The sequence below is a fragment of the Sphingobacterium hungaricum genome (assembly GCF_015210005.1).
GTDB classification, from domain to species: Bacteria; Bacteroidota; Bacteroidia; order Sphingobacteriales; family Sphingobacteriaceae; genus Sphingobacterium; species Sphingobacterium hungaricum.
On record NZ_MU158698.1, the window covers coordinates 319,053 to 333,060 of the forward strand.

14 protein-coding genes are annotated in these 14,008 nt (G+C 34.8%); all 14 read right to left on the reverse strand.

Features of this window, described 5'->3' with window-relative positions; translation table 11 throughout:
* Positions 1 to 72: 72 nt before the first annotated feature.
* On the reverse strand, positions 73 to 984 hold the full coding sequence (locus C4F49_RS04475) for a hypothetical protein (RefSeq protein WP_196934683.1): 912 nt from the start codon (positions 982 to 984) through the stop codon (positions 73 to 75).
* 13 nt (positions 985 to 997) lie between these two features.
* Positions 998 to 2,623 (reverse strand): ABC transporter ATP-binding protein, encoded by a 1,626-nt coding sequence (locus C4F49_RS04480; protein ID WP_196934684.1) that lies wholly within the window; start codon positions 2,621 to 2,623, stop codon positions 998 to 1,000.
* A 5-nt stretch (positions 2,624 to 2,628) separates the two neighbouring features.
* Entirely contained in the window at positions 2,629 to 3,723 is a 1,095-nt protein-coding gene (locus tag C4F49_RS04485) for a nucleotidyltransferase family protein (protein WP_196934685.1), read from the reverse strand.
* Positions 3,724 to 3,726: 3 nt separating this feature from the next.
* Positions 3,727 to 3,999 carry a PqqD family protein gene (locus tag C4F49_RS04490; protein WP_196934686.1) on the reverse strand — a complete coding sequence of 91 codons (273 nt, stop codon included), beginning with the start codon at positions 3,997 to 3,999 and terminating at the stop codon, positions 3,727 to 3,729.
* 16 nt (positions 4,000 to 4,015) lie between these two features.
* Positions 4,016 to 4,462, reverse strand: a complete 447-nt coding sequence (locus C4F49_RS04495) for a S24/S26 family peptidase (protein ID WP_196934687.1) — start codon at positions 4,460 to 4,462, stop codon at positions 4,016 to 4,018.
* Between the two features lie 77 nt (positions 4,463 to 4,539).
* On the reverse strand, positions 4,540 to 5,658 hold the full coding sequence (locus C4F49_RS04500) for a glycosyltransferase (RefSeq protein ID WP_196934688.1): 1,119 nt from the start codon (positions 5,656 to 5,658) through the stop codon (positions 4,540 to 4,542).
* 12 nt (positions 5,659 to 5,670) lie between these two features.
* Entirely contained in the window at positions 5,671 to 6,831 is a 1,161-nt protein-coding gene (locus C4F49_RS04505; protein WP_196934689.1) for a glycosyltransferase, read from the reverse strand.
* A 62-nt stretch (positions 6,832 to 6,893) separates the two neighbouring features.
* A complete protein-coding gene (locus C4F49_RS04510; protein ID WP_196934690.1) occupies positions 6,894 to 7,445 on the reverse strand; it encodes a serine O-acetyltransferase in 552 nt (183 codons plus the stop codon).
* 31 nt (positions 7,446 to 7,476) lie between these two features.
* A complete protein-coding gene (locus C4F49_RS04515; protein ID WP_196934691.1) occupies positions 7,477 to 8,607 on the reverse strand; it encodes a glycosyltransferase family 4 protein in 1,131 nt (376 codons plus the stop codon).
* A gap of 2 nt (positions 8,608 to 8,609) precedes the next feature.
* Entirely contained in the window at positions 8,610 to 9,752 is a 1,143-nt protein-coding gene (locus C4F49_RS04520; protein ID WP_196934692.1) for a hypothetical protein, read from the reverse strand.
* Between the two features lie 142 nt (positions 9,753 to 9,894).
* Positions 9,895 to 10,884, reverse strand: a complete 990-nt coding sequence (locus tag C4F49_RS04525) for a glycosyltransferase family 2 protein (protein ID WP_196934693.1) — start codon at positions 10,882 to 10,884, stop codon at positions 9,895 to 9,897.
* 3 nt (positions 10,885 to 10,887) lie between these two features.
* A complete protein-coding gene (locus C4F49_RS04530; RefSeq protein ID WP_196934694.1) occupies positions 10,888 to 11,826 on the reverse strand; it encodes a glycosyltransferase family 8 protein in 939 nt (312 codons plus the stop codon).
* A 7-nt stretch (positions 11,827 to 11,833) separates the two neighbouring features.
* Positions 11,834 to 12,826: a glycosyltransferase family 2 protein gene (locus C4F49_RS04535; protein WP_196934695.1), complete on the reverse strand. Its 993-nt coding sequence runs from the start codon at positions 12,824 to 12,826 to the stop codon at positions 11,834 to 11,836.
* Between the two features lie 37 nt (positions 12,827 to 12,863).
* On the reverse strand, positions 12,864 to 14,006 hold the full coding sequence (locus C4F49_RS04540; protein WP_196934696.1) for a polysaccharide pyruvyl transferase family protein: 1,143 nt from the start codon (positions 14,004 to 14,006) through the stop codon (positions 12,864 to 12,866).
* Positions 14,007 to 14,008: the final 2 nt, after the last annotated feature.

Genomic DNA, 14,008 nt, shown 5'->3' on the forward strand with positions numbered 1-14,008 from the left:
ACCTACCATGCACGAGGTCTGGAGGAACACCCCAAGAATTATCAATCCAAACAGAAACTTTTTCATCTTCATTTATTTTAGGTTAATCACTTTATTGAAACATAGCACTGCTGCTTCTCTATCTGGCAAACACGATAATTGTCCAACAGGTATATTCTTTATTATTTCTTCTAAACTATTCAACATTTGATCGAATAAATTCCTATTCCATCGAATGGAGGAACTACTAGGCAACAAAGCAATTATTGCTTCTCTACCCGTTTTCCAAATCATTTCATTGTATGGAGCTTGCTTTAGCCTAATAATAGCCTTAACAGGTACACCTTTGTTTTTATAACAAGGTGTTTTCCCACTCCAAGGTGTACCATAGATAAAAACTTCTCCATTTTCCAAAATACGTATTGCTGGATTATCGTCATTTAGGAGTTTTGCATTCTCAATGTTTTCCATCCATAATCGAGCATGTGTACTTTTACCAGTTCCGCTTTTACCCAGAAACGCATATCCATGACCATCCTTTTCTATTACTGAAGCATGTATCAGTATAGTTTGATGTAATAGTGATGCTTGCGCAAATGTAACCATAATTAACCATCCTAGAATACTATTTCCTTCTAATTCTGATCGAATTGCATATATTTTTGACGAGCTAAAGTCTTTAGAACTAATCATCCACCAACTTTCATTAGAACTTTCGCTCATAACTTGAGTTACGTAAGTGTCTTCTGTTTCATAAAAACGAAATCGATCCCCCCATGTCATTGAAATATCGCTACGAAGGGTTGCATTTGTTAAATCTTCGTCGTGAGGTTCTATTGAAATCGTAATTTCGCTAACTGGCTTTGATAAATCAACATTAACGGCGTGAAAATCTACAAATGTCGGCAACGCATGATCCGCAACAATTCCTTTAGGTAGACTAACCTTAATCAGGTGATCTGCAACTTGATAATCGTATGAACTTAAGTTATTATTCTCTGTCAATTGATATTCTTTTTTAATTCATAAAAATGGTCTGGCTACATTTATTCGATAAATGTAAATCATGGGTCACGAACAAAATCAACTTACTCTGGCCTGCAATCAATAATCTTTCAACCAATCGATCTGCAGTGTCTTTATCCAACGCAGATGTAACCTCATCGAACAGCCAAATGGAAGTTTCTTGCATCATTGCACGTGCAATAGCTATCCGCTGTCCCTGACCTTCTGATAATCCATACCCTGATTCCCCAACAAGCGTATCAAGCCCATCTGGAAGATCATAAACAAACTCTGCACAAGCCAAGTGCAAGACATAATTTATTCGATCTTCGGTAGCAATCTCTTTATTTATAGTTAGGTTTTCGCGTATCGTACCACTAAATAAAGTATTACCTTGAGGTACATACGCAAAATTAATCCGATGTTCGCTCGACAATCCAAGCTGTTCGCCATTATTTTCAATCCAAATATTTCCCTTTTCTGGCTTAATTAAAGCTAAAAACAACCGAATCAATGTTGTCTTTCCTTTACCGCTCGAACCGATAATAGCCGTTGGTTTTCCATATTCAATTTCCGCATTTAAATTATCGATAATGGTGTTGTCATCGTATCTAAAATACACATTTTCCAATTGAATTTTAGTTGGATTGCTTAAATATGTTGATTCTTTGATCAGTTCCTTTTCATTATTCTCAAGCTCCAGCAATCGATCAACTGAGGTGCGAAAGCGAATAAATAAAGGAAAGAAACCCACTGATTGGAGAATTGGGGTTTGAATCCTGCCGACAAGCTGTAAAAAAGCCGTCATTGTTCCAAATGATATTTGTCCTGCCTGCAACCGAAAAACTCCCCAAATAAATGTTAGCAAATATCCTCCATTTATGGTGATTTTGATAATGCCTTGAGTCAATGTCGAAAAATTCAGCTGGCTCATTTTCAAATCATAAATATCTTCTTGGCTTTGACTCAATTTTTGCGAACGCATTGGGGTTAACCCTAACGCACGGACTAAAACACGAAATTTCAAATTTTCTTGCATCACTTTTGCAAAGTTACTTTCTGCGCTTTTAACTTCTCGGTTTAATTTTCTCATTTTCCGAAAATATAACTTAGAAAATAAAAAAAGTGGAGATATTGCTACAATCATAAAAGCTAACATGGGATCCATTGTCCACAAAAAACCAAAAGAGGCAAGCAACTGCACTACCGTAACAAAAAAGTAGATCGCTGATTGGCTTAACATGACAACCACTTCGGCTCCATCTGTCTGAATCCGTTGAACCAGATCGCCCGTGTGCCAGTCTTTAACAAACTTCCAGGTCGTTAACATCTGTCCCTCAATCAAATCACGCTGCAAACTAATCGTCATTCTTACGCGGATTGACTCACTTAACCTATTCGAAGCTAGCCTCAAAAAAACGCCACCTAAAACACTACCTACAGTCCATCCAAGTGTTGCTTTTAGGCTGCCTTGCACTTCCCCCATCGCAATATCTATCGACAATTTGGATCCGTAAACAAATAAAAGCATGAGCGCAATTCCCGCGAGTTCCATAAGAAGAACACCTAGCAATTGTAATCTATAGCCTTTCGTCAGATTCCATGCCCAACGCAGTTGATATGCTAATGAATAAGACATCCTATCTAATGAACAAATTTTGAGTAGAATTGAGTTACTGGGAAGAAAATAGCTTCCATTGGAGCATAAGGGATATACTTCAGGAAATTACTTTTCAAGCGACTTACAGAATCTACACGAACATTATCCGCACGTTCTTTCTCTAGATTAACCCTTGAATCATAAAACCCAAAATTCCCCGCTGTCAAAATTTCTTCCATCATCCAATCTGCATTCTTATCTTCCTGCATTGGAAATGGTAAATATTCTTTTGGCAAACCTATGAATTTCACTAAAAGAACATGCAGTAGTTCGATCCATTTTAGAATTCCCAATCTTTTATAAACAGCTTTCAATTTCCCCCCGTCAAACAAATCTTTATAGACATAACAAATACGTGCAGAATCGCATAACTGACGCATACCAATTCCAAAAGATAATAGATGCTTTAAGATATGCGCATTAATTTGAACAAAGGTCAACAAAGGCGATGGTAAAAAGACCGTCTCCCCTTCTATGGTTAATTCTTGCTTTTTATTAAATTCTTCTTTTTCAATTTTTCTAAGAAATCCGTAAGAAAACGGATTATGGATATCAAATATTTTCTTGTGATGTTCTACTTCACATTGATTCCAACTATAACTGCAACTAAATCCTGCTGTAAAGGTTATTTCGACCCCCAAATTAGAAAGTTTTCGATTTACGGCATCATAATCCTTTTTATTCTGAAGATACCAATCAATGTCACCGCAAACACGGTGCAAAGGATTAATGTAGGTGCTAGCAATCCCCTGACCTTTCAGTAAAAGTGGTTGAATCGTAAGGTTTTTAAAAAATTTTGCTTGCTGGCTAATGATTTTATTCATCCACAAATTCCTGCGTTCAATGCGATCGACTTTTACAGTCCATTCTAACAACAAGTTCTTGGGAGGAAAATACTCAACAGGTAATTGGTTTAGTCCATCAAAAACAATCGCTTCGACGGTATGATTCGAAGACATGATAAAAACTTCTCTCCATTGCTCATTGTTCAAAGGAAACGAACCTGACAACTCGATAGCTCGATTCCAAAGACCTGACTGCAATAACGAAAAAAAAACATCACGAACCACATTTGCCATACCTTACTGATTTTGCAAAACGCCTTGCTCTTTAAAGATTGCCACTAGATTTTCAACATCTTTAAGGACTTGTTCATTATCTACCTCGTATCTTTCTTTCAAGAGATCGACCATAGTTTCAGAAGTAAAATCTTGACCTTTTAATTCCTTCCACAACCAAGCAGCTGTTTCGTTCAATGTGTATACTTTAGACATATCGACCATGTCTTGACTTGGATCCACCACAATATAATCGTTACCGATTTGTCTAAGTGTCAAATCATCTCGTAATCTCATAACGTATAAAATTTACTCATTTTTTAATCCAATTTAATAAACGACGTACTGGACGTGCCCAGTACCAAATAAACGCTGCATTTATTGTCAAAAACGAATGCACATCTATTTTGCCTTTATCGTTGAAAGCTTCGGCAACAATTGCCCAAACCTCTTCTTTTTTTAATCGTTCTATCTGTTGCAAGTTCGCATCTCCTGCAAGCCATATTTCATCATCCATAATTTTCACTATGCGATGCAAAATATATCCTTGCTCTGTATCGGCTAGCACGATCCGACCTAATTTAAGATCGGCGTTCTCAATAGGTTTTAAAACAACTCGATCTCCATGTTTCAAAAAAGGATTCATGCTGTTGCCCGCGACCCGTATGGTCACTCGCTGTCCTTTATCAAGATATACTTTAAGTTCTTCAAAAAAAAGGTTGTTTGCAAGAGTTATCTTCTTTTTTGAGGAAATCTCCATGGGTATCACAATTTTTAAAAGATTAAAAGCAAATATATCAAAATTTACGAATCTACAGGACGTGAGATGACTATTGACTAATTTAACAACAACTTATTGTAAAGTTTTATGCATTTATCAATCATATTTTTTCTCGTAAACTGAGTAGAGTATCTATCTAGTGCCCCTTGAGACAATTCATTATAATAATCTGGGCTTCCCATGATTTTAACTATTGCATCAGCCAATGATTTTGAATCTTCACAAGGAACGACTAATCCAGACTCTCCATTGCTATTTACCCAGCTAACCCCAGAGCCTTTGATATCGGTTGAAATAACTGGTTTAGCACAGGACATAGCTTCTATTTGGACAATCGCAAAAGCTTCTGTCTTCAAAATAGAGCTTAAACAAAACAGATCACAGGCTTGAAAGTAATTTGCAACTTCCTCGTCTGATATAAAGCCAAGCAATTCAATTTTATTGCTTAGTCCATTTTTATCAATCGATGCCTGTAGTTCCTCTTTTAATGGCCCCATCCCACCGATTAGTACGATATAATCATCTGTTAGATAATTTGCAGCCTCCACTAAATAGGCATATCCCTTATACTCAACCAATCTTCCCAAAGAAAAGACAATCTTTTTATTAGGATACTTTTCACGAATTTGAGCAACTTTAGAAGCAGTTGAAGCTATGGATTCCACTCCTATTGGAATAAAATCGATCTTATTTTGCACATGCTGCAAGAAAGATGATTCATTGACATAAACAGGCGTTGTGCCAACTATGTAATCCGCTCGCTTAATCAACCAATCTTGTAAGGGTTTGTATAATTTTAAAAGTGTCTTTTGTTTTAAGATATCACTATGCCAATGTAAGATTATTTTTCCTTTGTAACCTGATATAAACAAAGCTAAAGTCGCCATAGGATCAGGATGATGAATGTGAACGACGTCATATTCTTTGGCAATCGAACGGAGCTTGCTAATCATTCCTGGAGCAATCATTGTTGCCGCGAACTTTAACTGCGTCTTCATGGCAATAACACGCCCATTTTCGTTTAATGTGATAATGCCTCCTGGGTGATCTTCGGTCGTAGCGCACAACATATCACAATGTATTCCCGCCTCGGATAAACCGAGCGTCAGGTCATACATGACTTTTTCAACACCTCCGCGGATGGGATAAAATTTTCCGATTTGAAGTATTTTCATTTAAACTTTATTCTAAGAATTAGTGATTAGGTTTTCCTTCTTGCGATCTTCTAGTAAAATTTCAAATAATTCTTTCCAAGAACGAGCAGTAGGCTCTTCAATTGGTTTGGATTCAACAGGTTTTAAAAAAGATTCGTCACCAGAAATTAATTGCTTCATTTGAATCGCCAAAGCTTCTGGCGAATCCGCATCAAAAAAAGAAACGAATTTACTTCCTGCAGCGGTTTCATGAGCATAGGGTAAGTCAGCTAACAACATTGGCTTATTGAAAGCAGAAAATTCAGTAATTGGTAAACCCCATGTTTCAACTTTAGAAGGGAATATCAAACAATTTGATGAATTGTAATAATCAAACATAGATTTCCGGTCTTGAAAACCAATAAATTTTAACGAATCGACCTTACTCCAATTATTGTAAAGGTATTCAGCGTACTTATTTTCAGTTCCCTTAACTGTTATGTAAACAGAAAATTTTCCAGATCCTAGCTCATTCTGTAAAATGTTCGATGCTTTGCAAATAATTTCAAAATTCTTATGACTATTTGGTGATCCTGCAAAAATGAAAGAATATAAAGATGGATCTTTATCCAGTTCAAATCCTACAAATTCTTCATTTTTCGGAGCATCTGGCAGAGCAACAATGAGCTCTTCTTTTGACAGGCCAAATAACTTGATAAACTCATCTTTAAGCCATTGCTGTTGGACAATAACAAAATTATTCTTGTGTATATTCTTTCGATAAATAAACTTAGAAAACAACGCAAATAAAACGATTTTAGGAGCAAATAGACTCTCTCTCCATTTCCACTTGTAAAAAGGGAATGGGTTGTGACAGTATACCGCTCGTCGCTCTGCTACGACATTTGGGGTAGTATCATGCAAAGATAGCCACAGCGAAACATGACCTATTTCCTTTGAGATTTCTTTCATAGAAACATACTCAAAACACAATCGATTAATCCATCGCTTTTTTGGCCATTGTGTTTCAATGTACTCTATGTTTGGAAAATTTACTAAATCTTTACTGTACACTACGGCGATTACACGATAATTTCCACCGTCAGCTAGTTCAGATAAATAACCTAAGCATTCTCTTAATATAGCTAAAGTTCCAGCTTCAATAAGATTCACTGCAGATACTACAATGGTTTTTTCGTTTGATGAGTATTTCATTTTAATATTAAACTCGTAATTATAAAAAAGGGTTGCTTAAACTTAGATTACAGAAAAAGCAACTAAAATTCTAAAGTTGAACCAATGTATCCTTCACAAGGATTGTTCTTACTTATAATTTTGCATGGATTACCTAAAACTATAGAATTTTCAGGGACATCGACATTAACAAATGAATTCGGCGCTATAAGAACATTAGACGAAATTTTTATACGTCCAACAATAACGGCACCTGTACCTATCCAAACATTATCACCAATTGTTGGACAGCCTTCACGAGCGCCTCTATTAGTCTGTCCGATTGTCGTATTGTGCGCTATGTTACAATTTTTACCGACCTTTGCCTTCTCATTTATAACTATCGGACCAAAATGTCCTATGTAGAAGCCCCCTCCGATTTCTGTTTTTATTGGAATTTGGAAACCATATTTGAATGAATATCTACTCAATAGCCTAGTAAAAAAAAACCATGATAAGCTGTGTCTTTTGCTTCTTGCTGCCATTCGCAAAAAGAACATATAACGAAATCCTGGAATGCGTAAGCCTTTTAGAAAACCTTTAAATCCAATAAGGCCCTCATAGCGATAAAGATCAGCTTTTAGTTTTTTATCCATGGGAATTGAATTTGATATAGTTAAACATCTTTCATTTACTTTTCAAGGTATCGAATAATTCTAACCAGATAGCCATAATTTTTTCTAGAGAAAAGTTATCAGACATTAATTTTGCATTTGAACCCATCTCTATTCTCAAGTTTTCGTCGCCCATCAACTTCATAAGTTTCTCACTCATTATATCGTTATCGTATTCTTCAACTAAAAATCCATTTACCCCATCCTTAATGATGTCTCTAGGCCCACATTTGCACGCAAACGCAATTAATGGTAAACCACAAGATTGAGCTTCAGTCAAAGCCATACCAAAGCCTTCATACCTTGAAGTCATAACCAAAATCGATCTCTTAATATATTCGCGCTCGATGTCCTTTACGGGTGGGCATAGACTAACACTAGCATTCAGTTCCAGATCATTAATTAACCTTTTATAACTTTTCTTGAGTGGTCCGTCACCAAATATATCTAATGACCAATCCGGATAATATTGATTTACAACTTTCCAAATTTTAATCAGATTGTCAAATCCCTTTTGATAATCATAACGACCAACTGCGATTACTCGTTTATTGATTAAAGATGATTGGCTTTGGGGCTCGAAACTGTTTGCATTTGGAATTACAACCATGTTATCTAAATCGTTCCAATATTTTTTATCTTCATGCGTTAATACAACAAAACTGTCATACTTCCTCGCTAATAGGACATCTCTTCTACTTCTTAAACTGTCGATCAGTTTCCAAACACCCCTCCTACCGTACTGTATACGTTTAAAACGAGAAAAATGTATTTCAAGAACTTTTTTACTGCCATCCTTGATTTTATAAAGAAATGATGCTTCGTGATCGAACATTGATATAACAATATCTGCTTTGTGAGTTTTAAGAAACGCAGATAATCTGACAAAATGAGAATGTTGCTTAAATGGATAAGACGCGAGCTTTTCAACTAGACTTTTGTTCTCATTTTCGCAATAATTAATATTCAAGTCATAATGCTTAATTCTTGAATCCATTTCGAAATACGGAGTCTTATTTCGTTGATCGGTTGTTATTATAGTAATATCATTTCCAATTCTTGAAAGATAATTCGCTTTATTTGCCAATACCCTTTCCATACCTCCAGAATTGTGTGTCCCAGCAATGCAATAAACTATTTTCATAATCAAGATACTTCTTTAGGTTCTAAGCAATAGAACAATGCATAAATAATAAACAAATCAGTTGCTACCTTAAGCCAAATTATGAAAGTTAGGGCCAATAGAAAAAAAAAGAAAACTTTGTAACTCTGGAATTTCGAAGCACAAATAAATGCATTGCAGACAAAAAATAAAGAGAATGTAATAAGTCCTAACAAGCCACTATAAAAGACAAACCTACAATACCCAATATCTGTTCCTACTGCGTGCCAATCTGAAAATGTTGCTTTGCCGATTATCCACGTCTTGTAGTCATTTGAATCTGGCCAAATCCACATGACCGAGTTCAAGCGCTCCGTAGATTCAGTCGTCAGCGTGCCTATTTCAATCCAATTGAAAAATCCTTCGAAACCAAATCTGATTTGTTCACGAATGATTTCATTAGTTTGATAAAAGAAGACTGCAATCGCTACAATAATAAATGTAACTACGAAGATTGTCCGCCACATCTTCAACCTATCAAGGGATAAGCTTTTCATTAGGGAAGTCGAATTCAAAACTATGTAAAGAATGCCCAGTGAAGTCCCAATGATAGTTGTCCTTGACATCATGTTACCTATAATAGTTATTATCACAAACGCAGACCAATAGTAGAAGGTATTAGTCCTGTTTCGACTACTACCAACTAAAATTGCCGACAGAGCAAGTAGAACGATAGAGAAACGTGTTCCAGCAACATCAACCGCCGCACCAATACCATACAATCGTTCAACCCTATTAAGAAACTCAACCTCGGCGACTGTACTTTGCGATATGTAAGTATCAATAAATATTTTAAAAGGCTCTACGTTATCTATTATTAAGGCAAGAAAACATTGAACTACACATACCGCTATTAAGTAATCAAATAAAAGCTTAAAACTTGTATAGCCGTAAAAATACCGTATTATCTCACATGTTGTATAAGCTCCTAAAAGCCAAGTCGAAAACGAAATCCAGTAATTGGCGTAAGAATAATCGCTTGAGTAATTTATATCGACGGAAATAAACCCAATTATGCTAAATAGCGCTGCCAAAAGAATCGCAGGCATTAATTCTTTATCTAACGTAATTGATTTTTCTTTAATCGATCTAATTCCCAACAACAAAACACCAAATAATGCAAGCATTATTTTAGTATTTAAACCGCTTGGGAGGAATGTGAATTCGAATGGAAAAAAGTAGCAACTAACGATAATCCCAATAAAAAACTTCGTGGGAATTGCAACATCATTTCTTCGCTGCTTAACATCTTGAAAAACCTTATTGTCCCTATTTATAGATAAGTCCATAAACTAATCGTGTAACTAAATAAAAATGTAGCTTAATTAACCAATCTTGATTGTTTATAGCTGCATATTGAATAATCTTAATCCTCCTAGAAAAGGCAGGATTACCCGAAATAAAAGCATTTGACTCTGGATACCACTTTCTCCACAATTTATACATCTTTTTGTCAGCGCCTATCAGAAAAGGTAACTTAATATTTAATTTAAAATAATTTAACTCATTTCTAAAAATCTCATAACCGTACTTTTCTTCTATATATTCAATCGTCTTCGCAGCATTGAATTTTACTTGCGCTAACTTTGTTTCTGAAACTTGTTTTGTATAGGCATTTGGATTTAATTGCTGATAGTGATAATATGCTTTTGGAATATAAGAAATTCTATTGGCGTGACAAAACAATTTAATTATTGTCATGTCTTCACCCATTGCATAACCGCTTGGAAATAAAATATTGAACTGTTGATAAAGCTGTCTTTTTATAAGTTTATTCCAAACATTAAATCGCAAACTTCCATTTAGCATTAGTCGAACGCAGTTCTTAGCTGAATTTGACTCTGGTTGCACCATATACCGTTCATTTTTTTTAAACGTTAGAAGCCAATCAGTATAAACAATATCAGCCTTATCTTCAACAGCAACCCTGACCATATCTTCAACCATCTCTGGTTCTACCCAATCATCGCTATCGCAATGAAAAATGTAATCACCTTTTGCAACATTTAGACCTGTATTCCTTGCAGCAGGCAACCCCTCGTTCTTTTCGTGATGTACAAAAGTAACCATATTCGTCCTGTGAGGGTATTGCTGAATCATATCTGATGTTATTTTCATGCTATCATCATTGGACGCATCATCGACAATAATATATTCAATATTTGAATAACTTTGTTTCATTAGAGATTCAATGCATTTACTCACAAAATACTCTACTCCATACACAGGTATAATAATAGAAACTAAAGGTTCTAACATAATCTAATTTACGGTTTTACCATTTTTAAAATATCGGAAAAGAATTTTCATGCGCTTTTTTAACGAAAGCTGATCATATTCATTAATTTTAGATTTAAAAAAATTATAGTAGAAGTTTTCATCAAAATAGACCGACTTACGATAATATTCCCACCAAATATCAAAATTTAAACACCAAGTGTTCCATGGCTTAGGCCCATTATAATGAACAATTCCAAAGCTAAGGACTCTTTCCAACTCTTCGAGGGTATACAAGGTTTGAATTTCCTTCTTGACCGCCAAGTCAAATACTTCGATAGTACCACAAAATTCAGGAGGCATCCTTTTAACTTTATTTTTGCAAACAAGATTTATTATATCCATATCTTGATATTCATACTTGGAATTCAGAACAGTTTGTTTGAAAACATCAACGACACCATCCTTTCGAAGAAGTTCAGAATTAAAAATAATATTCCCAGCTAAAATGTATGACTCCCAATCAAATCCAATCTTGGACCGCTCAGGTTTATCGGGAGCTAAAGGTTTAGGCGTAACGACTCCGGAAACATAAAAATCAGTCAAATCAGTTTCGTTAAAAATATCGCTTAAATCATTTCTAAAGATCACGTCCACATCGTGATACATTATCTTGTCGTACTCTGGAATTAATTCTGGAATTAATAGACGGTAATAGGTTGCAACATTAATATCTCTTATTTCAAATGCGCCTTGGAACGTGTTTTTAACATTTCTATAAGTGATTGAAAAGTTACTAAACTCATTATATAGATGCTCCAATTTCCCCTGACTTGGAAATAACGACTTATTATCATGAATAACAAAAATATCGTAAAAAGTTTCACTTTTGGCATTCAACAACAGCGAGGTTATGCAAACTCCAGCTTGCGACACAAAATTATCGTCAAAACAAAAAACGATTGGTATCTTAATTTTTTCCATAAGCTTTTTAAAATTTACCTGAAACTTTTTTCAAAAAAAGCCATAGTTTTGGTATCAACCAGTTGTCCTTAATTATATTTGATGCTATAATTTTATAGTGAAGTGGCAAATCTCCGTTCCAAATATACTTATTACTTTCTGGAAAAATTTCTCTCCACTTTTTATAAAATGATATATTATTGCCCTTAACCAAGAGATTTTGTTTAGGCGCAAGTTTTAGAAGTGAAATACTTACATTCAAATTTGAAAATCCTTTACCAATCAGAAATCGCTCGATTGATTTTACGTTCTCTATCCATCCTTCATTCACGTTTAAATAACCTGTACTTGTCAAACTAATTGATTCGTTCCGATATTTAGTGTAGTGATAAAAAGCCTCGTCTACGTGTCTAACTTTTTTTGCATAATAATACAATTGAACACAAACGTTTAGATCCTCACACATATTGAAACCGTCTGGGTATGTAATATTGTTTCGCAAAAAGAGATCATGCAAAACAATTCTGTTACACATACCACCTAAGAGTTTGCCTGTTAGCATTCCTTCAATACAATCTCCCGAATTTTCATTAACCTTTTGGCTAATGTAGTCTTCATGGCTTTTATAATCATTATAATAATCACACCAGACAATCTCAGCCTTCTCTCTTTCCGCAGTTAAATACATTTTCTCCAGCATATCTGGTTCAATCCAATCATCAGGGTCCATGGATGCCAAATACTTACCTCTTGCTAGTCGCAAACCCGTATTCCTTGCAGTAGCCACTCCCATATTCTTTTCATGCCGAACAACTTGAATACTCTTTCCTAATTTGTTTGAGTCAATTAGCTTCGTTAGTACTTGAAAACTATTATCAGTGCTACAATCGTCAACAAATATAAACTCGAGTCCATCCAATGTTTGATTAAACAAACTAAGAATTCCCTTCTCCAAATATTTTTCAACATTGAAAATTGGCACAATCACACTTACAGTAAAATTGCTACAAGCATTTATCATATTTACAAAAAGCACTTAAATTTTAAACAAAAATATCTTAATTAATATTAGATTTAATAAAAAGAAGCGATTTTTCTCTTAGATTTTCCAAAATTTGATTCACTTTATCATAATCAATATTCTCTTCTAGAATATTCTCGTTGAAAGCTCTCACATTCGTAATTAGACGATTTTCCAAATCAAACAGCTTCAACAAAGAATAAAATCTTGATGCCCCCCTTTCTTCATTTACAATTGCGAGAAAGGGTTTGTTGAATAAAATTGAGAATACAGTACCATGAAAAGAGTCCGTTACTACGAAGTCTGCATCATAAAAAGATTTTAACCATCCTTCTAAAGATGGATATTTGAAGTTCTGGATAGAGTCAAAATCAAAAATCACTCCCCCATCAATAGATCTTTCGGGTTGATTTGTGAACAATTCCATGTTTATTTGCTTTGACAGACTTTCGATAAACTTTTGCTTATCTACGTTTCGATCTAACACATAGTTAAACATACCTGTTTTTTTGTAATTCAAATTCTCAAATAAACTTTTGTAGTCGTCAGCTTTTAAAAGTAGAGTCGGGTCTAATACCCATTGCGCATCAGTATTGAGGTGTGTAGCGCACAACGACACACCTGAAAATTCCCTTACAGAGACGGAGTCAAATTCTTTAACAAGTTCCTTGCAACGAATTGTTTCCTCTTCTGTAAATTCCCATTTCTCTGTTCCAAATGATGATGCATAAGCAATTTTGATGATATCTTTGTCATGCTCTATAAAATCTAAAAAATAATTATAGATATCAGGTGAATATTTTGGTCTCCATGTTTGATCACTTCCAACGACGACAATATCGAACTTATTCTTCGAAAAATAGGATTGCAAATCCAATTTAGAATACAAGCTTTTAGAAACTTTTAGATGTTTTTCAATAAAAAACAAGTTTTCTGAAAAAACATAATCTGCTTCCTTCTTGCTAAATATCTTTTTGCGTTTGCCTAAGATACGATTGACAGTTTCATTTCTCAAATGAGCAAGAAAAACTCTAAATTTGGATGCATCCGGATGATATTCTCGTGAAATAGTTTCCACATTAAAGCCATTCCTTTTTAAAATAGTCTGTAATGCATAGTTTTGAATTATACCTCCGTAATTGGCCTTTAAAGGTTGAGTTAGTATAGCTATTTTTTTCATTT